The organism is Caulobacter sp. NIBR1757, assembly GCF_027912495.1.
Classification (GTDB): Bacteria; Pseudomonadota; Alphaproteobacteria; order Caulobacterales; family Caulobacteraceae; genus Caulobacter.
The window spans coordinates 1824309-1844021 of the sequence record NZ_CP115463.1; the positions used below are offsets into that span (position 1 = coordinate 1824309).

The 19713-nt window shown below is 68.7% G+C and carries 19 protein-coding genes and 3 tRNA genes; 12 read left to right on the forward strand and 10 right to left on the reverse strand.

Translation table 11 applies throughout. From position 1 onward, the window contains the following. Window positions 1–30: 30 nt before the first annotated feature. From O5I81_RS08920 to O5I81_RS08955, 8 genes are all read left to right on the forward strand, one after another. A tRNA-Glu gene (locus tag O5I81_RS08920) sits at window positions 31–105 on the forward strand. 174 nt (window positions 106–279) lie between these two features. Next, a complete protein-coding gene (locus O5I81_RS08925) occupies window positions 280–867 on the forward strand; it encodes a cold-shock protein (RefSeq protein WP_271068592.1) in 588 nt (195 codons plus the stop codon). 25 nt (window positions 868–892) lie between these two features. Continuing rightward, window positions 893–1384: a DUF192 domain-containing protein gene (locus O5I81_RS08930; protein ID WP_271068593.1), complete on the forward strand. Its 492-nt coding sequence runs from the start codon at window positions 893–895 to the stop codon at window positions 1382–1384. Next, window positions 1377–1802: a PaaI family thioesterase gene (locus tag O5I81_RS08935; protein ID WP_271068594.1), complete on the forward strand. Its 426-nt coding sequence runs from the start codon at window positions 1377–1379 to the stop codon at window positions 1800–1802. Before O5I81_RS08930 ends, O5I81_RS08935 begins: the two co-directional genes overlap by 8 nt. 51 nt (window positions 1803–1853) lie before the next feature. Next, window positions 1854–1930, forward strand: a tRNA-Pro gene (locus tag O5I81_RS08940). A gap of 73 nt (window positions 1931–2003) precedes the next feature. Continuing rightward, window positions 2004–2591 carry a hypothetical protein gene (locus tag O5I81_RS08945; protein WP_271068595.1) on the forward strand — a complete coding sequence of 196 codons (588 nt, stop codon included), beginning with the start codon at window positions 2004–2006 and terminating at the stop codon, window positions 2589–2591. A gap of 133 nt (window positions 2592–2724) precedes the next feature. Beyond that, a complete protein-coding gene (locus tag O5I81_RS08950; RefSeq protein WP_271068596.1) occupies window positions 2725–3030 on the forward strand; it encodes an ETC complex I subunit in 306 nt (101 codons plus the stop codon). A 22-nt stretch (window positions 3031–3052) separates the two neighbouring features. Further along, window positions 3053–3129, forward strand: a tRNA-Arg gene (locus O5I81_RS08955). 2 nt (window positions 3130–3131) lie between these two features. Here O5I81_RS08955 and metC read toward each other — a convergent pair. The 7 genes from metC to O5I81_RS08990 form a co-directional block, all read right to left on the reverse strand. Then, window positions 3132–4286 (reverse strand): cystathionine beta-lyase, encoded by a 1155-nt coding sequence (gene metC, locus O5I81_RS08960; protein ID WP_271068597.1) that lies wholly within the window; start codon window positions 4284–4286, stop codon window positions 3132–3134. A gap of 31 nt (window positions 4287–4317) precedes the next feature. After that, window positions 4318–5163 (reverse strand): 3-mercaptopyruvate sulfurtransferase, encoded by an 846-nt coding sequence (gene sseA, locus O5I81_RS08965; RefSeq protein ID WP_271068598.1) that lies wholly within the window; start codon window positions 5161–5163, stop codon window positions 4318–4320. Window positions 5164–5174: 11 nt separating this feature from the next. Beyond that, entirely contained in the window at window positions 5175–6173 is a 999-nt protein-coding gene (locus O5I81_RS08970; protein ID WP_271068599.1) for a cysteine synthase A, read from the reverse strand. A gap of 88 nt (window positions 6174–6261) precedes the next feature. Further along, the gene (locus O5I81_RS08975; RefSeq protein ID WP_271068600.1) at window positions 6262–7494 is read right to left on the reverse strand and encodes a cyclopropane-fatty-acyl-phospholipid synthase family protein; all 1233 of its coding nucleotides are present in this window, start codon (window positions 7492–7494) and stop codon (window positions 6262–6264) included. After that, window positions 7448–8314 (reverse strand): DUF1365 domain-containing protein, encoded by an 867-nt coding sequence (locus O5I81_RS08980; RefSeq protein WP_271068601.1) that lies wholly within the window; start codon window positions 8312–8314, stop codon window positions 7448–7450. The genes O5I81_RS08975 and O5I81_RS08980 overlap by 47 nt, the downstream gene beginning before the upstream one ends. Next, window positions 8311–9615, reverse strand: a complete 1305-nt coding sequence (locus tag O5I81_RS08985) for an FAD-dependent oxidoreductase (RefSeq protein ID WP_271068602.1) — start codon at window positions 9613–9615, stop codon at window positions 8311–8313. The genes O5I81_RS08980 and O5I81_RS08985 overlap by 4 nt, the downstream gene beginning before the upstream one ends. Further along, window positions 9612–11069 carry a deoxyribodipyrimidine photo-lyase gene (locus O5I81_RS08990; RefSeq protein WP_271068603.1) on the reverse strand — a complete coding sequence of 486 codons (1458 nt, stop codon included), beginning with the start codon at window positions 11067–11069 and terminating at the stop codon, window positions 9612–9614. The genes O5I81_RS08985 and O5I81_RS08990 overlap by 4 nt, the downstream gene beginning before the upstream one ends. An 85-nt stretch (window positions 11070–11154) precedes the next feature. Here O5I81_RS08990 and rfaE2 point away from each other — a divergent pair, with 85 nt between their 5' ends. From rfaE2 to O5I81_RS09005, 3 genes are all read left to right on the forward strand, one after another. After that, the gene (gene rfaE2 / locus O5I81_RS08995; RefSeq protein ID WP_271068604.1) at window positions 11155–12621 is read left to right on the forward strand and encodes a D-glycero-beta-D-manno-heptose 1-phosphate adenylyltransferase; all 1467 of its coding nucleotides are present in this window, start codon (window positions 11155–11157) and stop codon (window positions 12619–12621) included. Continuing rightward, window positions 12622–13623: an ADP-glyceromanno-heptose 6-epimerase gene (rfaD, locus tag O5I81_RS09000; protein ID WP_271068605.1), complete on the forward strand. Its 1002-nt coding sequence runs from the start codon at window positions 12622–12624 to the stop codon at window positions 13621–13623. A 91-nt stretch (window positions 13624–13714) separates the two neighbouring features. Continuing rightward, window positions 13715–14851 carry a DUF3089 domain-containing protein gene (locus O5I81_RS09005; protein WP_348637286.1) on the forward strand — a complete coding sequence of 379 codons (1137 nt, stop codon included), beginning with the start codon at window positions 13715–13717 and terminating at the stop codon, window positions 14849–14851. Here O5I81_RS09005 and O5I81_RS09010 read toward each other — a convergent pair. Together O5I81_RS09010 and O5I81_RS09015 are read right to left on the reverse strand one after the other, a co-directional pair. Then, window positions 14848–15216, reverse strand: a complete 369-nt coding sequence (locus tag O5I81_RS09010; protein WP_271068607.1) for a DUF6285 domain-containing protein — start codon at window positions 15214–15216, stop codon at window positions 14848–14850. The genes O5I81_RS09005 and O5I81_RS09010 overlap by 4 nt on opposite strands. Further along, window positions 15213–16190 (reverse strand): phosphotransferase family protein, encoded by a 978-nt coding sequence (locus tag O5I81_RS09015; protein ID WP_271068608.1) that lies wholly within the window; start codon window positions 16188–16190, stop codon window positions 15213–15215. Before O5I81_RS09015 ends, O5I81_RS09010 begins: the two co-directional genes overlap by 4 nt. Before the next feature lie 223 nt (window positions 16191–16413). Between O5I81_RS09015 and O5I81_RS09020 the strand changes: the two genes are divergently transcribed. Next, window positions 16414–17646: an MFS transporter gene (locus tag O5I81_RS09020; RefSeq protein ID WP_271068609.1), complete on the forward strand. Its 1233-nt coding sequence runs from the start codon at window positions 16414–16416 to the stop codon at window positions 17644–17646. Here the strand turns inward: O5I81_RS09020 and recG are convergent. Further along, window positions 17643–19712 (reverse strand): ATP-dependent DNA helicase RecG, encoded by a 2070-nt coding sequence (gene recG, locus O5I81_RS09025; RefSeq protein ID WP_271068610.1) that lies wholly within the window; start codon window positions 19710–19712, stop codon window positions 17643–17645. The two genes, O5I81_RS09020 and recG, sit on opposite strands and share 4 nt — an antisense overlap. Window position 19713: the final 1 nt, after the last annotated feature.

Below are 19713 nucleotides of genomic sequence, written 5' to 3' on the forward strand. Positions count from 1 at the left end.
GGGTTGGCTATATCGCCGCTTCCTCGCCGCGCGCCCTTCGTCTATCGGTTAGGACCCCAGATTTTCAATCTGGTAAGAGGGGTTCGACTCCCCTAGGGCGTGCCACGAGGCCTTTCCCGCAGATTGAGTCCATTACCCCATACGGGTGCGACCGACTGTCGCGAATAAGTAGTCTTACGTACTCTAGCCGACATTCTGTGATTGACGGCTCACCTCACAGGAGAACATTGTTATTCCTGAGGCGCTTACCGACCTGTTTGCGGTAGGTGGGGGAGAGTGATGTCGAGTTTGGATGTGCATATCGAGGACCCGCACGAAGATGCGGTGAGGATCAGCGGCCGGATCAAGTGGTTTGATCTGGGCAAGGGCTACGGCTTCATCGTGCCCGATGACCCGGACATCACAGATCTCCGCGACGTGCTCCTGCACGTGACGTCGCTGCGCAATCTGGGCCGTGATTCGGTCCTTGAGGGATCGACCATCGTCTGCGACGCGGTCAAGCGGCCCAAGGGCTGGCAGGTGACCGACATCGTCGAGCTGGACGAGACCGCCGCCCCGCCGGCCGCCGACCGTCCGCGCCGCGTCGAGGAGCCGCGCCGCGACGGCCGCCTGGGCGCCAAGGAATCACGCCAGCGCGCCACTCTGGTCGTCGCCGACGGCCCGATGGAGCGCTGCAGCGTCAAATGGTTCAACCGCACCAAGGGCTACGGTTTCGTGGTGCGCGACAACGAGCCGGGCGATATCTTCGTCCATATCGAGACCCTGCGCCGCAGCGGCCTCGATGACCTGCAGCCCGGGGAAGCGGTCATGGTTCGCTTCGCCGAAGGGCCCAAGGGTCTGGTCGTGGCGCAGATCGAGGCCTCCTGAGCCTCGAGAGGTTCGGAGTACTTGGTTGACCCCAGCGTATCGCATCGGCCGCGCCCTGTTGCTGGCGGCGGCCCTGAGTTGTTCCGGTCTCGCCGCCTGCAAGGGCGAGCAGGCCAAGCCGGAGACCCTGATCTCGGCCCTCGAGCCGCTGACCGTCACCACGGCCAGCGGCCCGGTAAAGTTCCAGGTCGAGATCGCCGACGACGAGACCGAACGCCAGAACGGCCTGATGTGGCGCGAGAGCCTGGCTCCCGACCGCGGCATGCTGTTCGACTTCAAGGAAGAGGCCCAGCGCTCCTTCTGGATGAAGAACACCCTGATCCCGCTCGACATCCTCTACATCGCCGCCGACGGCACGGTCGTCTCGATCGCCCAGCTGACCACGCCCAAGTCCGAAGCCCCGATCCCCTCGCATGGCGCGGCCCTCGGCGTGCTGGAGATCGCCGGCGGCCGGGCCGGCGAACTGGGCATCAAGCCGGGCGACAAGGTTTCCCACCGGATCTTCAAGGGTGAGTGACGAGACCCCCACGCCGCCCGAGGGCTTCGAGCCCTCCGCCCGCGGCCCCTACACCACCCACAACGGCCCGATGTTCCATCTGAACCGGGCCGACGGGACCTATGAGCACGCCTTCTTCGTCCTGCCCCGCCACTGCAACGGCATGGGCTTCGCCCACGGCGGCATGATCGCCACCTTCATGGACGGCGTGCTAGCCAGGGCCGTGCATGGGGCCACCGGCGGCCACGCGGCGGTGACGGTTCACCTGTCGCTCGACTACCTCAGCGCCGGCCGCCGGGGCGAGTGGCTGTTCGGCGAGGGGCGGGTCACCCGCGAAACGAGGGACCTGGTCTTCGTCGAGGGCCGCATCCATGCGTCAGGCCGAGACGTCGCCCGCGCCACGGCCATCTTCAAGCCCTTGCGCCGGAAGATGCCCTGAACCCTTTCATCGGACGGCGCAAAGTGGCAAACACCGCCGTTCCGGTGATGACGGGGCGTAGCGCAGCCTGGTAGCGCATCTGCTTTGGGAGCAGAGGGTCGCAGGTTCAAATCCTGCCGCCCCGACCATCACGGGACCGGGTCTGCCACCGGCCAAGCCGCCATGGCGTGGGCAGGTGCCGGGCTGACCTTGGGGGGTGATTTGAAAGCGTTCTTGGTTTCGTCACTGATCGCGGCCCTGCTCGCCGGTCAGGCGTCGGCGGCTCGGCCGGAAACGCCGCCGCCGGCCAGCGCGGCGCCGGACTTCGACATCGATCGATTGTTGGCGCACCCCGAGAACGCCGATCCCGATTTGTACGCCGTCACCGTGCAAGCGCTCTGGGAACGTGGTGACCGGGCCCAAGCGTTCTTCTGGTACACGGTGTTCGTCACCCGAGCGGGTGTCATGCTCGGCATCCTCAGCGAAACCCGCGAGGAGGGCGATGAGGAAGAATACGAAATTCCTCTCGGTCTCCGACTGTCCGGCTTCGAGGCGCTGCAATGGGCGTTGAGCGACCAGGACATGGCCAGGACCGTCGTGCAGCGCGCTCTTGACTACGAGGCCCGGCTTCCCCCGCCGCCTTATTTCCCTGGCGAGCTCTGGTCGGCTCACGCGGGCACGGTCAGGGCCGATATGCAGAAAGCGATGGCCCAGTTTCCGGACGACGTGGAGGCCTACCGGCGCAGGACCGGTCGGTACATCGGGCCGTGGAAGGACGCGGGCAAACCCTTGGACGAGGCGTGGCGCTGATCCGCCGGCGCTGCTGGACGGCTCGGGGCGGGCAAGCTATTGGACGCGCTTCCAGGTGATCCTGGCGGGGAGTCGGTGCTTGTTGGCGTCCTGCGACCCCATCACCCTGGGAAGAGATCTTCAAGGACCCGCCATGCTCGCTCGCATCTTCCGCCCCGCCAAGACCGCCATGCAGTCGGGCCGCGCCAAGACCAACGACTGGGTGCTGGAATTCGAATCGGCCGCCGCCAAGCGCAACGACCCGCTGACCGGCTGGACCCAGAGCGTTGACATGAACGGCCAGATTCGCCTGACCTTCGAGACCCGCGACGAGGCCGTCGCCTACGCCCAGAAGCACGGCATCGCCTTCCAGGTCATCGAACCGAAGGAACCCCGGAAGATCATCAAGGCCTACGCCGACAACTTCGCCACCAACCGCAGAGCGCCCTGGACGCACTAGCTGTGGTATCCAGCGCCCTTGAGACTCCATAGCTCAGCTGGATAGAGCATCCGCCTTCTAAGCGGACGGTCGTAGGTTCGAATCCTACTGGAGTCGCCACCTCAACTGGCCGCGTCCATCGCGGCGAACCCCGCCGCCAGGTCGGCAATCAAGTCACTCGCCTGCTCCAGCCCGATGTGCAGCCGGAACAGCGGCCCGGCCATCTCCGTCACGAAGGTCCGCGAGGTCAGTTGCGGATCACACCGGATGGCCAGGCTCTCGAAACCACCCCAGCTGAAGCCGAGGCCGAAGATCTTCAGGGCGTCGAGGAGGGCGTGTTCGGCGTCGAGCGGGCAGGGGTTCAAGACAAGGCCGAACAGGCCGCTGGCGCCGCTGTAGTCGCGGTCCCAGATGGCGTGTCCAGGCGCGCCGGGCAGGGCGGGGTGCAGCACCTGCTTCACCTGCGGCTGGGCGCTCAGCCAGCCGGCCACGGCGCGGGCGGTCTCGTCGTGGCGGGCCAGGCGGGTGGGCAGGGTGCGCAGGCCCCGCAGCATGTCGTAGGCGGCGTCGCCGGTGACCGCCCAGCCGAAGTCGTGGACGCCGGCCTCCAACTGCGCCGCCAGCTTGCGGTCGTTGGTGGCGGCGCTGCCCATGAAGATGTCGCTGTGGCCGCAGACGTACTTGGTCAGGGCCTGGACCGAGATATCGACGCCATGGGCCAGCGGCTTGAAGTAGAGGCCGGCCGCCCAGGTGTTGTCCATCAGGGTCAGCACGCCCCTGGCCTTCGCGGCGGCGGCGATGGCCGGCACGTCCTGCATCTCGAAGGTCAGGCTGCTGGGCGATTCCAGCAGGATCAGCCGGGTGTCGTCCTTGACCAGGGCCATCAGGGCGTCGGGCGAAAGGCGGGCGTCGTAGATCTCGACCCGCACCCCGAACCGGCTGAGCACCCGCTGGCAGAAGACCCGCGTCGGCTTGTAGGCGCCCTCGGTGACCAGGATGGCATCGCCGGCTTTCAGCACGGCCGTAAGGGCCCCGGAGAGGGCCGCCAGGCCGCTGGGATAGAGGTGGACGCTGCTCGCGCCCTCCAGTTCGCCTAAGCCCTCGCGCAGCGCCTCCTGGGCTGCCAGGCCCGCGCGGCCGTAGCCGAGGTCTTCCTCGTAGAGGGCGCGGCTGTTGGGCAGCAGCACGGTCGAGCCCCGCTGGATCGCGGGTCCGACAGTACGGGCGCGCGGCGCGACCTCGCGGCCGGCGTGGATCAGGCGGGTCTTCTCGTCCATCGGCGCAGTTACGGCCGCAGCCGCCTGGGGATCAAGCGCCGGTGACGACCTCGGTATCACCGGGCCGACCCCATTCGGCCCAGCTGCCGTCATAGACGGGCGTGCGGTCCCGTCCGAGGCGGGCCAGCGCCACGGCCAGCAGCGAGGCGGTGATGCCCGAGCCGCAGGTGGTGATGATCGGCCGTGACAGATCCACCCCGGCCGCCTCGAACACGGCCTTGAGTTGCTCGGCGGACTTCAGGGCCCCATCGGGCGCGATGACGCTGGAGGAGGGCACGTTGAGGGCGCCGGGCATATGGCCGCTGCGCAGGCCCGGGCGCGGCTCGGGCGCTTCGCCCTTGAAGCGGGCGGCCGGGCGGGCATCGACCAGCTGGTCCTTGCCGCTCGACAGGGCGCGGCGCACCTGGGCCCGATCGCGGACCAGGTCGTTGCTGTAGCGGGGAGTGAAGTGGCGCTCGCGCGGTGGCGGCACGCCGTCCTCGACGGGGCGGCCCTCGGCGATCCACTTGGGCAGGCCGCCGTCCAGCACCACGACGTCCTCATGCCCCATGGCCCGGAAGGTCCACCAGACGCGCGGGGCCGAGAACAGGCCCTGGCTGTCGTAGATCACCAGCCGGGCGCCGTCGCCGATGCCGAGCTTGCGCATGCGTGAGGCGAACTTGACCGCCGAGGGCAGCATGTGGGGCAGGTCGCTGGTTTCATCGACGATCTCGTCGATATCGAAGAACAGGGCCTCGGGGATATGCACCAAGGCATACTCGGCCTTTGGATCGCGCGGGTCGCCGGGCAGGAACCAGCTGGCGTCGATGATGCGGACGTCGGGCGCGTTCAGGTGCTCGGCCAGCCAGGCGGTCGAAACGAGCGGGTCCTGGGCCATGCGTAGATCCTCTAGAGCCAGCCGGGGGAGGGAAGCCCCTTCTCCGCCAGGAAGGCCGGGTTGAACAGCTTGCTCTGATAGCGCGATCCGTGGTCGCACAACACCGTCACAATGGTGTGGCAGGGCCCAAGATCGCGCGCCAGCCGGATGGCGCCCGCGACGTTGATGCCGCTGGAGCCACCCATCAGCAGGCCTTCATGCCGCGCCAGTTCGAAGACGATGCGGACGATTTCCTCATCGTCGATGCGGTAGGAGAAGTCGGGCGTAAAGCCTTCAAGATTGGCGGTAATGCGGCCCTGGCCGATGCCCTCGGTGATCGAGCTGCCCTCGGCCTTCAGCTCGCCGGTCGTGTACCAGCTGTGCAGGGCCGCCCCGTGCGGATCGGCCAGGCCGATCTTCACCGAGGGCTTGCGGGCCCGCAGCGCCGCCGCGACGCCGGCCAAGGTGCCGCCCGAGCCCACGGCGCAGACGAATCCATCGACGCCGCCGTCCGTCTGGTCCCAGATTTCCGGGCCGGTGGTCTCTTCGTGGGCGCGTCGGTTGGCGACGTTGTCGAACTGGTTGGCCCAGATCGCGCCAGCCGGCTCCTCAGCATTCAGTTTAGCCGCCAACCGACCGGAATATTTCACATAATTGTCCGAATTGGCGTAGGGGACGGCGTCCACCTCGACCAGGTCGGCGCCGGCCAGGCGGATGGCGTCCTTCTTCTCCTGGCTCTGGGTGCGGGGGATGACGATGGTGGTCTGGTAGCCCAGGGCCGCGCCGACCATGGCCAGGCCGATGCCGGTGTTGCCCGCCGTGCCCTCGACGATCCGACCGCCGGGCCGGAGCGCGCCCGAGGCGATGGCGTCCTTGATGATGTAGAGGGCCGCCCGGTCCTTCACCGACTGGCCGGGGTTCATGAACTCCGCCTTGCCGAGAATCTCGCAGCCGGTGGCGTCGCTGGCGGCCTTCAGGCGGATCAGGGGCGTGTTGCCGATGGCCTCGATCACGCTGGGGCGGACAGTCATTCGGGCGGCCTTCGTTGCGTCGTGAGGCTCTCTAGATCGTGCGCGACCCCTGATCCGCAAGGGTAGAAAAACTAAAGCGGGGCGGAGATCAGGCGCGCGACAGTCCCAACTGCACCACATTGGTCCGGCCGGTGCGCATGCCCGCCTCGCAATAGGCCAGGTAGAACCGCCACAGCTTGCGGAACCGCTCGTCGAACCCCTGTGCCTTGACCTGCTCCCAGACCGCGTCGAAGCGGTGCAGCCACTGGTTCAGGGTGTCGGCGTAGCATTCGCCGAAGCGGTTAAGCCCGGTCCAGTCCAGCCCGGCCCGGTCCGTCTGCGCCTTCAGTTTCTCCTCGCTGGGCAGCATGCCACCGGGAAAAACGTACTTCTGGATGAAGTCGGCATGGGCCCGGTAGTGCTCGAACAGCTCGTCCTTGATGGTGATGATCTGCAGGCCGGCCCGGCCGCCGGGCGACAGCACCTCGTGGATCTTGCCGAAATAGGTGGGCCAGTATTCCTCGCCGACCGCCTCGAACATCTCGATGGAGGCCACCCTGTCGAAGCGACCCTGCACGTCCCGGTAGTCGATCAGCTGGATGTCGGCTTTCTCGGCCAGCCCCTGCTTGAACAGCCGCTCGCGGGCATAGTCGTACTGGGCCTGGGAGATGGTGATGCCGGTCACCCTGGCGCCGACCTCTTTCGCCGCGAACTCCGCGAAACCGCCCCAGCCGCAGCCGATCTCCAGCACCGTCTGGTCGCTCTTCAGCTCGATGGAGCGGGCCAGAGCCGCGTACTTCTCATGCTGGGCCTCTTCCAGCGGCTGGTCGGCGCGCTCGAAGCGGGCGGAGCTGTAGGTCATCGTCCGGTCCAGCCACAGCTCGTAGAAGCGGTTGCCGAGATCGTAGTGGGCGTGGATGTTTCGCCGCGAGCCCTCGCGGTCGTTGCGACGCATGAAGTGGATCAGGAAGTTCCAGGCCTTGACCAGCGGATTGCCGGCCATCAGCCGGCCGATCCGGTCGAGGTTCCAGGTGAAGGCCGTCAGCAGGGCCGGCAGGTCGGGCGTATCCCACTCGCCGGCCATATAGCCCTCGGCAAAGCCGATGTCGGCGCCTGACATGACCCGGCCCACGGCCTTGTAATCCTTGATGATCAGCTCCGCGGCCGGACCTTCCTTGGCGCCCCGCAGGCGCAGGCGCCGGCCACCCGGCATGACCACATCGAGGTTACCCGTATCCCAGTTGCTGCGCAGAACCTTCATGGCCGTGCGGAAGGCTGCGGGCGCCGCCCGGAAGTCAGGCGTTTCCCACTCCGACGTGGCGTTTGAGGCGATCTCGCTCATGCTCGCTCCGCGTCTCTGAGGCAATATTATCACTGTTTTTCGGATGCGCGAGGCCCAGCGGCTCGCCCGTACTCTGTCCGGCTTGTGGCCCCGGCGGCCGCAACCCGAACGGGGCGCCCTTCAGAAACAGACGCAGCGCTTCCCAGTGGATGGCCGCAACGACCTTGAGGGTGAGCAGCGGGATCGACCAGAAGAGCGCCTTAAGGCTTTGATCGGTAAGCGGTTCCCGTGTCGCCGTCTGAGTGGCGACGAAGTCCGGCTTGCCGGCTACCGCCTTGACGATGCGCAGGTCGAGGGTCTCGCCCGGCGCGGAGATGTCGAACCGGTACTCGCCCTCGACCTTGTAGAAGGGCGAGACGTAGAAGGCCTTGGCCGCCCGCTGGGTCTCGCGGGCCGCGCCGATGGCCGGGATCACATAGGCATGGGTCTGGCCGAAGGTGTTGTTGACCTCATAGATCACCGCTTCCAGCCGCCCGTCCGCCGCGTGCACGAAGAAGACCGACAGCGGGTTGAAGACGAAACCCAGCACGCGCGGAAAGCACAGCAGGCGGATGGTCGCCGCGCTGGCCTCGACGCCGGCCTGGGCGAGGGTGAGGGCCACCCAGGGGCGCAACTGGCGGCTCTCGCGGTCGCCATGGTCGCGGGGATCGAAGCTCAGCAGGCCCTGGCGGCCAAGCTGCATCCATCTGAGGCCCGCGAAGGCTTCGTCGAGTTGGTCGATATCGACCAGCAGCTGGAACAGTCGGTAGCGGAATTCGTGGGGGCGAGGGGCGAAGCGCTTGTGCCAGGTCTCGCCCACATAGAGGGCTGCCGCGGTCATGCCGCGGCGGCCCGGGCGAGGGGGGAGCCGGCGCCCTCGAAACTGGCGACGCGGTGATCGACAAAGGCCCACGGCACGCGGCCGCCAAGCTCCAGCGCCACCTTCACCCCGGAGGTGAGGCCGTCCTCATGGAAGCCGTAGCCCAGCCAGGCGCCGGCATGCCAGACGCCGCCACGGCCCTGGATGCGGCCGATGCGGCGCTGGGCGGCGAGGGCGGCGGTGTCGAACTGCGGGTGATCGTAGTCGAACTCGGCGATGACCAGGGCCGGGTCGGCCGGTGGGCCATTGAGGGTGACGAACAGCGGATCGGCCGTCGTCAACATCTGAAGGTTGTTCATCCAGTAGGTGACATAAGGCGTTGAAGTCGCGCGATTATCTCCAATGTAATTCCAACTGCCCCAGGCCGGCCGGCGGACCGGCATCAGGGCCGGGTCACGGTGCAGCACAGCCTTGTTGGCCGAGTAGCGGACGGCGCCCAGGAAGGCGCGTTCCTCTGGATCGACGTCGAGCAGCTTCAGGCTCTGGTCCGAATGGCAGGCCATGATGACCCTGTCGAACAGCTCCGGGCCCTGGCCGGCCTCGACCAGCACCCCGCCGGGCACGCGGCGCACGGAGGTCACGGCGGCGTTGGTGCGCACCCGGTCGCCAAGGATGGAGCCGATCTTCTCGACATAGGCGCGGCTGCCGCCGGCCACGGTCTTCCAGGTCGGCGGGGTGAACTGCAGCAGTCCATGGTTCTGCAGGAAGCGCAGGAAGCTCTCGGCCGGGAAGTCGCCGATCCGCCCCTCGGTCGTCGACCAGATCGCCGCGCCCATGGGCAGCAGATAGCGATCGCGGAAGCCCTCGGCGAACCCGCGAAGCTTGAGATAGGCGCCCAGCGACAGATCCTTGAGATCGGCCTTGAGGAGGTCGTTCCGGGCCAGGTCATTGAACCGCCGGATGTCATTGAGCATCCACAGGAAAGACGGGTTCACCAGATTGCGCTTCTGGGCGAACACCCCCCTGGGGAAGTTGGACGACCACTCCACCCCGCCGCCTGCGCAGGCGAAGCTCATGTCGGTCAGGCGGGTCTCGACCCCGAGGCTGCCCAGGAGGCCGACGAGGTTGGGATAGTTGGCCTCGTTATAGACGATGAAGCCCGTATCGACGGCGACCGGGCCGTCGGAGCACGCGACCGTGACGGTGTTGGCATGGCCGCCCAGCCGGCTGTCCTTCTCGAACAGGGTGACGGCGTGCGTGTCCTTCAGGGCCAGCGCGGCGCCCAGACCCGAAACCCCCGAACCGATGATGGCTATTTTCACGAGGGTTCCGTCTCCCGAGGCACGGCTCTCAAGGCCGCGTAAGCTTCCAGCGCACGATCCCGAGCCTGGCCATGATCGACCATGGGCTTCGGGTAATCCCGGCCAAGCTGGATGCCAGCCTGGGCAAGTACTTCAGATACGGCCGTCCACGGTGCATGGATGACCGTGGTCGGCAGGTTTCGCAATTCAGGGACCCATTGGCGGACATAGGCCCCGTCCGGATCGAACTTCTGGCCTTGGGTCATCGGGTTGAAGATGCGGAACCAGGGCGAGGCGTCAGCTCCGCTGCCGGCCACCCACTGCCAGTTGGCGGCGTTCTGGGCGGCGTCGGCATCGACCAGGCAGTCCCAGAACCACTGCTCGCCGCGCCGCCAATCGATCAGCAGGTCTTTGATCAGGAAGCTGGCGACGATCATGCGCACGCGGTTGTGCATGAAGCCGGTGGCCCAAAGTTCCCTCATGCCCGCATCAACGATCGGGAACCCCGTTTGGCCCATGGCCCAGGCCTCGAAGGCCGCCTCGTCGCTCTGCCAACGGAACTGATCCCATTCGGGCTTGAAGTTCCTGGTCGCCAGGTCAGGCCAGTGGAACGCCAGGTGATGGTTGAACTCCCGCCAGCCGAGCTCGGCGAGGAACCTGTCGACCTGGCTCCCGGCGGCGCCGCGCGCCGCCGCGTCCTGCGCCGCCCGCCAGACCTGACGCGGCCCGATCTCGCCGAAATGCAGGTGAGGGGACAGTCGGGAGGTTCCGGCCCGGTCAGGCCGGTCGCGGTCAGTTGCGTAGTCGCGCACCGGGCCATCGAGAAAATCGTGCAGCGCCTCATGGGCGCCGGCCTCGCCGGGCGTCCAGTCGAAGCCTGTGGACCAGTCGGGCCGGCTGGGATGAAGCCCCCAGTCCGCCAGCCGGTCGGACGCCGGCCAGGTCGTCGGCGCTTCGAGGGCCTGCGGGGCGCCATGCAGGACGAAGTCGCCGACCCGCTGCCGCGCCGCCCGCCAGTAGGGGGTGTAGACCTTGTAGGGCCCGCCCGTGCCGGTCTCGATGTCCCAGGGCTCGTTCAGCAAGCCGCCATTGCAGGACAGGCATCTGATCCCGCCCGCGGTCAGGTCCGTCTTGATGGCCTTGTCGCGGGCGATGGTCCCGGCGTCATACAGCCGGTTCCAGTGCACGGCCGAAGCGCCCGTCTCCTCGATCAACTCGGCCAGCACCCGCGCCGCTGGCCCCCGGCGCAGGATCAGCCGCGACCCGCGCGCTTCCAGGCCGGCAGCCAGCGCGGCCAGCGACTTGTCCAGCCACCACAGCGAGGCGCCGCCCATTGGCCGCACGCCGCCCGTCTCGTCGAGGATGTAGACCGGGATCACCGGACCTTCCGCCGCCTGCAGGGCCGGGTTGTCGGCCAGGCGCAGGTCCTGGCGCAGCCAGAGCAGGGTCGGGGCATTGGTCCTTGGCGTAGTCACGCCAGGTCGTACGTTGGTGTGCGGAGGTTGGATCACTTTCGCCGGTCTTGACCGACCCCACGTCAAAGAGCAGAGCCTCCCCCTCATGGATCTGGCCGGCCTTCAGAAACTCCTCGACGCCGTCGTCGGCGCCCGCGTGGCCTGTGTGGGCGACGTGATGGTCGATCGCTTCGTCTACGGGGACGTCAGCCGCACGAGCCCGGAGGCGCCGGTGCCCGTGCTGGCGCTGGGGCGTGAGACGGCCATGCTCGGCGGGGCCGGCAATGTGGCCCGCAACGTCGCCGCCCTCGGCGGCAAGGCGGCCCTGGCCGGCTTGATCGGCGACGACGCGGCCGGCAAGGAGGCGCTGCGGATGATCAGCGCCGAGGCCGGCATGGAGTCCCACCTGATCTCCGACCCGGGCCGGCCGACCACGGTGAAGACCCGCTACGTCGCCTCCGGCCAGCAGCTGCTGCGGGTCGATTCGGAAGACGCCTCGCCGGCCGTCCGCGACACCGAGAAGAAGATCGCCGATTCCGCCCGCTATGCCGCCGAGGGCGCCGGGGCCATCCTGCTGTCTGACTACGGCAAGGGCGCCGTCACCCAGAAGGTCATCGAGGCCTGCCTCGAGGCCCGCGCCAGGGGCGCCGTGCTGATCGTCGATTCCAAGGCCCGCAGCTTCGCCCGCTACGGCGCCGCCGACATCGTCAAGCCGAACGCCAGCGAACTGGCCCGCGCCACCGACCTGCCGACCGAGACCGACGAGGAGGTCGAGGCGGCCCTGAAGCACGCCCTGGAACTCAGCCGCTGCAAGGCGGTGCTGGTCACCCGCGCGGCCAAGGGCATGTCCCTCGCGGTGCGCGGCGAGGGGGTGAGGCACTACCCCGGCCGGCCCCGCGAAGTGTTCGACGTCTCCGGCGCCGGCGACACCGCGCTGGCCGCGCTCGGTCTGGCCCTGGCCGCCGGCCAGTCGATGGACGACGCGGTCAGCTTCGCCTTGCTGGCTTCGGGCGTGGTGGTCGGCAAGGCCGGCACCGCCACCGCCACCCCGCGCGAACTGGTCGAGGCCGAGATCGCTGCCCACCTGGCCCCCGCCGAGGCCAAGCTGGCCAGCCCGGCGCAGATGGCCCAGCAGGCCGCCGACTGGCGCAAACAGGGCCTCAAGGTCGGCTTCACCAACGGCTGCTTCGACATCCTGCACAAGGGCCACGTCGCCTACCTGGCCCAGGCCCGCGCCTGGTGTGACCGCCTGATCGTGGCCGTGAACAGCGACGCTTCCGTGCGGGCCCTCAAGGGCGAGGGCCGGCCGGTCAACGACCTGGAGAGCCGGGCCATGGTGCTGGCCGGCCTCGCGGGCGTCGACCTGGTCACCGCCTTCGACGAGGACACCCCCCTCAAGCTGATCGAGGCCGCCCGGCCCGACGTGCTGATCAAGGGCGCCGACTACACCGTCGAGGGCGTGGTCGGCCACGAACTGGTGCAGGGCTGGGGCGGCGAGGTGAAGCTCGCCCCGCTGGTCGACGGCTATTCGACCACCGCCGCTATCGCCCGCATGACCGGGAAGGACACCTGAATGACCCGCCGTATCGTCTTCATCACCGGCGGGGCCGGCTTCATCGGCTCCAACCTCGTCGCCCGCCTGTGCGAGGACCCGAGCCTCGACGTCGTCGTCTGCGACTGGCTGGGCACGGCCGACGGCGGCAAGTGGAAGAACATCGCCAAGCACCCGATCGGCGACTTCGTGCCGCCGGAAGAGATGTTCGACTGGCTGGAGAAGCGCTGGCGCGACATCGAGTGCGTCATCCACATGGGCGCCATCAGTTCGACCACCGAGCCCGACGCCGACAAGATCATGCAGACCAACTTCTGCCTGAGCCGCGACCTCTACCGCTGGTGCGCCGACCGCCAGCGCCGGTTCATATACGCCAGCAGCGCCGCGACCTACGGCGACGGCGTCACCGGCTTCGATGACAACGACGATCTGGACTCGCTCAAGGCCCTCCAGCCGCTGAACGCCTACGGCTGGTCCAAGGCCCTGTTCGACGTCTTCGCCGCCCGCCAGGCGGCGCGGGACTACAAGCCGCCGCAATGGGTCGGGCTGAAGTTCTTCAATGTCTACGGCCCCAACGAGCACCACAAGGACAGCATGAAGTCGGTGGCCGCCCAGATCTTCCCGAAGGTGAAGTCCGGCCACACCGTGCAGCTGTTCAAGAGCCATAACCCGGACTACGCCGACGGTGGCCAATTGCGCGATTTCGTCTACGTCCGCGACGTCGCCGACGTCATTGCCTGGCTGGTGGAGACCCCGTCGGTCAACGGCATCTACAACCTCGGCTCCGGCCAGGCCCGCAGCTTCTCGGAGATGGCCCAGGCGGTGTTCAAGGCGGCCGGCAAGGCGCCCCTGATCGACTACGTCGACATGCCCTACGGCATCCGCGACAAGTACCAGTACTTCACCCAGGCCCGCATGGACCGCCTGCGCGAGGCCGGCTACCCGGGCCAGTTCACGCCGCTTGAGGATGGCATCACCGAGTATGTGACCAAGTACCTGGCGGCGTCTGACTCCTATCGCTGAACAGGGGCTTAACCCGCGCCGCACGTCATGCGAGGCTGATCCCATGCCGCAGTGGTTGCAAGGACGCCGACTCTGGATCGCGCTGGGCGCCGTGGGGCTCAGCCTTGTGCTGGGGCTTGCCTGGATGGTCTGGGGCGTCGATGTCCTGCGCGCCTCCCTCGATCCCCGCGTGCCGTTCCAGACCTACGATCCGCCGGGGAGGCCCTACTATGATCAACCGCGCGCCTGGGCGCTGATCCCCAAGGCGCCGGACAAGCCCCGCATCGACGACCCGGCCGCCGATGTCTTCTTCATCCACCCGACCACCTATGACGGCGGTGACCACTGGAACGCCCCGTTCCGCGATTCGAAGGCCACCCGCCTGACCCGCGAGGTCATGCTGCCCAACTACGCCGGGCCGTTCGCCAAGGCGGGGAGGGTGTTCGCCCCCCACTACCGCCAGGCCAGCCTCTACGCCCAGCTGACCCTGCGCGAGGACGCCCGCGAGGCGCGGGCCTTCGCCTATGACGACGTCCGCGACGCCTTCCGGCAGTGGAAGGCGAAGTACGGAGGGCAGCGGCCGTTCATCCTGGTCGGGGTGGAGCAGGGCGGCCTGCTGGCGGCCCGGCTGCTGGCCGAGGAGATCGCGGCCGATCCCGCCCTGATGAAGCGGATGGCGGCCGCCTATTTCATCGAGACCGTCGTCCCGGCCGACGCCTATGGCCCGACCCATCCGCCGGCCGCCTGCACGGCGCGGTATCAGGCCGGCTGCGTGCTGGCCTGGAAGTCGGCCGGGGCGGTCGAGCGGGGGCGGATCAAGGAGCGCTCGCTGGGCTGGACGCCGAGCGGAACCCTGGTGAACCTCGCCGGCCGCATGCCGCTCTGCGTCAACCCGCTGACCGGTACGGCGACCACGGAGGAGGCGCTGGAACGCGCCAATCTCGGCGCCGCCAATGCGTCCGGCCTGGCCTGGGGCGAGCGCCCGCCGCTGATCGCCCGGGCTGTGCACGCCAGATGCGACGAGGGCATCCTGAAGGTCTCCAGGCCCAAGTCCGGCGCCCTGCGGCGGAGCGGCGGTTGGGCCGACCGCCTGCGGATGCCGCCCTACAACCTGTTCTACGGCGACCTGGAAGCGGACTCGCAGGCCCGGGTCGCGGCGCTGCTTGGCGTGCCGGAAGGCGCCAAGGCGGCGCCGCCGATCAGCCAGTCGATCTCGGTCGGCACGGTGCCGACCCACAGGATCGACTAGCCCGCGAGCGTCTTCAGGCCCGCGTACTGCGGCTGGTCGATGCGGACCTGGTCGATGGTCGAGGCCTTCAGGTGGGCCAGCAGGGCCGGGTCGGTCGGGGAGATTTCGCCGTCGCGGATCTTGCCGCAGAGTTCGGTGTTCAGCGTCGCCCAGTCGCCGTCATGGCCGAGCAACGCGACCATCCGCGCCGTCTGGGCATCCTCGGCCGCCTGGCCGCCGGCGATCTCGCGCTTGATGGCGGCCAGGGCGTTGACCGCCACCCGGGCGTGGAAGGCGTCGCGGTCTTTCAGCTGCGGCGCGGCGCGTTCCTCGATGAACTTGATGACGCTTTCGATCAGTTCGATGCTGGTCGGCTGGGTGATCATGCGGCTTGCTCCAGCAGGGCGACGAGGTCGATTTCGGTTTCGCTGGCCCGGCGGCCGATCATCGCCCGCTCGACCGAGGCGTCGGCGCCGCTGGCATAGGCCATGTACATGGTCAGGCACATGCAGCCCCACTTCAGCGAGCCCAGCATCTCCCAGTAGAGGACCCGTTCGAGCGAGATCTCCCGGCCGCCGGCCGCGTGATAGGCGTCCAGCAGGTCGGCATAGTCGCCGAAGCCGCCGACCGGCTTGGTCCCGCCGAAACGCCAGCTGCGGGTGCAGATCCAGCCCATGTCCTCGGCCGGATCGCCGAGATGGGCCAGTTCCCAATCGAGCACGCCCACCAGGCCCTGCTCGGGGTGGACCATGATGTTGCCGTTCCGGAAGTCGCCATGCACCAGCACGGGGGTCTCCAGTGATGGAGCGCGGTCGCGCAGGAAACGGATGGCGGCCTCGAAGATCGGGCGCTCGGCGCCGGAGCCGCGATAGACGGCCTCGTACTTCTCCAGCTCGGTGAGGGCGCTGGAGGTGACCAGCGGCGGCAGGCCTTCGGTCGGTACGGCATGGATGGCGGCCAGCGCCTTGCCGCACTGGGCCGCCAGGCCTGGCCGGATGGTCTCGAAGGGCGGATCGCGGGTGATGCGCTTGCCGAGCGTCTCGCCCTCGAGCCTGGCCATCACATAGGCCTCGCCGATCTCGCTGTCCGGCGCGCTTTCGGCCAGCACCCTGGGGACGATCGCCCCCTTGGCGGCGGCGGCGCGGATCAGGGCGGCCTCGGTCGCCAGGGGTACGGCATTGCCGCTGCCCGTCGCGCTCGGCGGCTTGCGGCGCAGGATCATCGGCGCGCCGGTGTCGGTCTCGAAGGCCCAGGTTTCCTGGCTGGCCCCGCCGGAGAGGCGGCGCAGGTTGACCACCGTGGTGGCGCCGGCGTCGAGCTGCGGGGCGAGCGGCGTGAGCGCCTGTTGAAGATCATCCATGCTTTCGATTCCGACCCTTCACCCACCGTCAGTCAACCAGTTGCGGATCACGGCGACCACGGGTATTCGACAAGCGCTTTCCGGTCCCTTCCGTGAAAGGAGTCAACACCATGCAGGCCACCGCCACCCGGTAGTTCGTCGGACGCGAACGGCGCGTCCCGAACCTCCTGTCCCCCGCATCGCGCGGGCGACGCCTCATGACTCCTTCTCCTGAAAGCTTCCAATGACCCAGTCTCTCTGGCGCCATAGCGACTTCCTGAAACTGTGGGCGGCGCAAGCCGTCTCCGCCTTCGGCGCGCGGATCACCCGCGAAGGCCTGCCGATGGCCGCCATCCTCACCCTCGACGCCAGGCCGGCGCAGCTTGGCCTGCTGGCCGCCCTCAGCATGGGGCCGGGGGTGATCCTCGGCCTGTTCGCCGGCGGCTGGGCGGACCGTAACTATCGCCGACCGATCCTGATCGGGACGGATCTGCTGCGGGTCCTGCTGCTGCTCTCCATTCCCATCGCCGCCTGGATGCACTGGCTGACCATGCCGCAGCTTTATCTGGTCGCCGCGGCGGTCGGGGCGGCCAGCCTGATGTTCGCCATCGCCGACCATGCCTACCTGCCCAGCGTTATCCCGCGCGACCAGCTGATGGAGGGCAACGCCAAGCTGGGCGTTACCGAGTCGGTGGCCGAGATCGGCGGACCGGCCCTGGCCGGGGTGCTGTTCAACCTGCTGACCGCGCCCTTCGCCCTGCTGGTCAACGCCGCCACCTACCTGGCCTCGGCGGTCCTGCTGCTGGGCATCCGCAAGCCGGAGGCCGCGCCGGAGCCGGTCGCCAGGGCCGAACATCCGTTCGAGGACCTGGTGTTCGGCGTCTCGGCCATCTGGGGCCAGCCGCTGGTGCGGCCGCTGCTGGTCATGACGGTGGTGCAGACCCTGTTCATGTCCTTCTTCGCCGGGCTGTACCTGTTGTTCGCCATCCAGACCCTGGGCCTGTCGACCGCCCTACTGGGCCTGGTCATCGCGGTCGGCGGGATCGGCGCCCTGCTGGGGGCGATCATCGCGCCTCTTGCGGTGCGCTGGCTGGGCCTTGGGCCGGCGATCATCGGGCTGGGGCTGATCGCGGCGACATCGGCTCTGCTGATTCCGCTGGCTCCGGTCGGCATGGTCGGCGGGGCGGCGGTGCTGATCATCGGTCAACTCCTCGGCGATGGGTTCGGTGTCGCCTCGATGATCCCGGCCGGGACCCTTCGGCAGTCGGTGTTTCCGCCGGCCCAGCTGGGGCGGACGGGGGCGGTGTTCCATGTGGCGCGCGGCGGCATGTCGGTGATCGGCGCCCTGGTCGGCGGGGCGGCGGCCCAGGTCTTCGGCATCCGCGAGACGATGTGGGTGGCGGCCATCGGCATGGTGGTGGCTGCCCTGATCCCGATCTTCTCGCCCCTGCGGACGCTGCGCGAACTGCCGGACTAGTCCCCCTGCGCTCCCGGGCGCCAGTCGAATAGTTCCTGAAGCGTCCGCAGGCGCATGCCCCGTTCCCCGGTCAGCTCGGGGTCGCGGGTCAGGACCAGGCGGGCGTCGTCGGCGGCCACCGCGATCAGGTCGCGGTGAGCCGCCGGGTCGGCCAAGCGGTAGGCGGGGAAGCCGCTCTGCTTGAGGCCGAGCGGGTCGCCGCCGCCGCGCAGTTCGAGGTCCTTCTCGGCGATCTCGAAGCCGTCGTCGGTCTTGCGCAGGATGTCGAGCCGTTGCTCGGCGATGTCGCCCAGCGGCGGGTCGTAGATCAGCAGGCAGGCGCTCTCCCGCCGGCCCCGGCCGACGCGGCCGCGCAGCTGGTGCAGCTGGGCGAGGCCGAAGCGGTCGGCGTGTTCGATGACCATGATGGTGGCGTTGGGCACGTTGACCCCGACCTCGACCACCGTGGTGGCGACGAGGACGGGGAGGCGGCCCTCGGCGAAGGCGGCCATCACCTCGTCCTTCTCGGCGCCGCTCATCTGCCCGTGCACCAACCCCACGTGCGAGCCCATGACCTTGCGCAGTTCGGCGGCCCGGGTCTCGGCGGCCATGACGTCGAGTTCTTCGGATTCGGAGACCAGCGGGCAGATCCAGAAGGCCTGGGCGCCCTCCGACACCGCGTTGCGCAACCGTTCGATGACCTGCGGCAGGCGCGGGGAGGGGACGGCCGCGGTGGCCACCGGCGTGCGGCCCGGCGGCTTCTCGTCGATGCGGCTGACGTCGAGGTCGCCGAAGACGGTCAGTTCCAGGGTGCGCGGGATCGGCGTCGCCGACATGGCCAGCAGGTGGACGCCGTCGCCCTTGTCGGTCAGCCGCTTGCGCTCGTTGACCCCGAAGCGGTGCTGTTCGTCGATGACCGCGAGACTCAGGCCCCTGAACTTCACCTCGTCCTGGAAGAGGGCGTGGGTGCCGACGGCGACGCCGGCCGTGCCGTCCATCAGGGCCATCAGTTTCTCGGCCCGCACCCCGCCCTTGTCGCGGCCGGTCAGCAGGATCACGCGCGTCCCCTGCGCCTCCAGCATCGGGGCGATGGTCTCGAAATGCTGGCGGGCGAGGATTTCGGTCGGGGCCATCAGCGCCGCCTGCCGGCCCGCGTCGAGGACATCAGCCATGGCCAGGGTGCAGACCACGGTCTTGCCGGAGCCGACATCGCCCTGCAGGAGACGGCTCATCCGCTCGCCGGCCTGCAGGTCGCCGCGGATTTCGGACAGGGCGCGGATCTGGGCGCCCGTCAGCTTCCAGGGCAGGGCCGCTTCCAGCCGGTCGGCCATCGGCCCGGCGAGGATGGCCGGGGCCGGCTCGCTCTTGCGGGCCGCCTTGCGCTGGGCCAGGGCCAGCTGGTGGGCCAGCAGTTCGTCGAAGGCGAGGCGCCTGCGGACCCTGCCCAGAACCGCGATGTCGGCCTCGTCACGCGGGTTGTGCAGATGCTCCAGCGCCTGGCGCCAGCTCGGCCACCCCTCGCGGGCCAGCCAGGCGGGGTCCTGCCATTCGGCGAGATCCGGAGCCCGTTCCAGCGCCTCATGGGCCATCTTGCGCACGGTGCGGGCCGGCAGGCCGGCGGTGGCCGGATAGATGGCCTCCAGCTCCGGCACCTCGGCGGCCCGGGCCACATCGACGAAATAGTCGGGGTGGACGATGTTCCAGCTGTCGTTGAAGCGCTCGACCTTGCCGCTGACGATGCGCTTGGCGCCGACCGGATGCTGGCGTTCCAGATGCGGCCCGTGGCCCTTGAAGAAGGTGATGGTGATGAAGCCGCTCTCGCCATCGACGACGCGGATGCGCCAGGGCTGGTTGGCGGCGCGCGGCCGCTGGTGATCGTTGACGACGACCGAGAGGGTGGCGACTTCGCCATCGACCAGGCTGAGGAAGCTCGACGGCTTGCGGTGGATCAGGCTGTGCGGCTTGAGGAACAGCACGTCGCGGACGAGGGGGCCGGCCAGCTTCTCCACCAGGGGCGCGACCTTGGGCCCGACGCCCTTGAGGGTCGAGACCTGGGCGAACAGCGGGAAGAGACTCTCCGGGCGCATG

What these genes read in the sequence shown, in the direction of transcription:
- O5I81_RS08925 (WP_271068592.1), top strand. Translation starts at nt 280, where the DNA reads ATGTCGAGTTTGGATGTGCATATCGAGGACCCGCACGAAGATGCGGTG.
- O5I81_RS08950 (WP_271068596.1), top strand. Translation starts at nt 2,725, where the DNA reads ATGCTCGCTCGCATCTTCCGCCCCGCCAAGACCGCCATGCAGTCGGGC.
- metC (WP_271068597.1), bottom strand. Translation starts at nt 4,286, where the DNA reads ATGGACGAGAAGACCCGCCTGATCCACGCCGGCCGCGAGGTCGCGCCG.
- sseA (WP_271068598.1), bottom strand. Translation starts at nt 5,163, where the DNA reads ATGGCCCAGGACCCGCTCGTTTCGACCGCCTGGCTGGCCGAGCACCTG.
- O5I81_RS08970 (WP_271068599.1), bottom strand. Translation starts at nt 6,173, where the DNA reads ATGACTGTCCGCCCCAGCGTGATCGAGGCCATCGGCAACACGCCCCTG.
- O5I81_RS08975 (WP_271068600.1), bottom strand. Translation starts at nt 7,494, where the DNA reads ATGAGCGAGATCGCCTCAAACGCCACGTCGGAGTGGGAAACGCCTGAC.
- O5I81_RS08980 (WP_271068601.1), bottom strand. Translation starts at nt 8,314, where the DNA reads ATGACCGCGGCAGCCCTCTATGTGGGCGAGACCTGGCACAAGCGCTTC.
- rfaE2 (WP_271068604.1), top strand. Translation starts at nt 11,155, where the DNA reads ATGGATCTGGCCGGCCTTCAGAAACTCCTCGACGCCGTCGTCGGCGCC.
- rfaD (WP_271068605.1), top strand. Translation starts at nt 12,622, where the DNA reads ATGACCCGCCGTATCGTCTTCATCACCGGCGGGGCCGGCTTCATCGGC.
- O5I81_RS09010 (WP_271068607.1), bottom strand. Translation starts at nt 15,216, where the DNA reads ATGATCACCCAGCCGACCAGCATCGAACTGATCGAAAGCGTCATCAAG.
- O5I81_RS09015 (WP_271068608.1), bottom strand. Translation starts at nt 16,190, where the DNA reads ATGGATGATCTTCAACAGGCGCTCACGCCGCTCGCCCCGCAGCTCGAC.
- O5I81_RS09020 (WP_271068609.1), top strand. Translation starts at nt 16,414, where the DNA reads ATGACCCAGTCTCTCTGGCGCCATAGCGACTTCCTGAAACTGTGGGCG.
- recG (WP_271068610.1), bottom strand. Translation starts at nt 19,712, where the DNA reads ATGCGCCCGGAGAGTCTCTTCCCGCTGTTCGCCCAGGTCTCGACCCTC.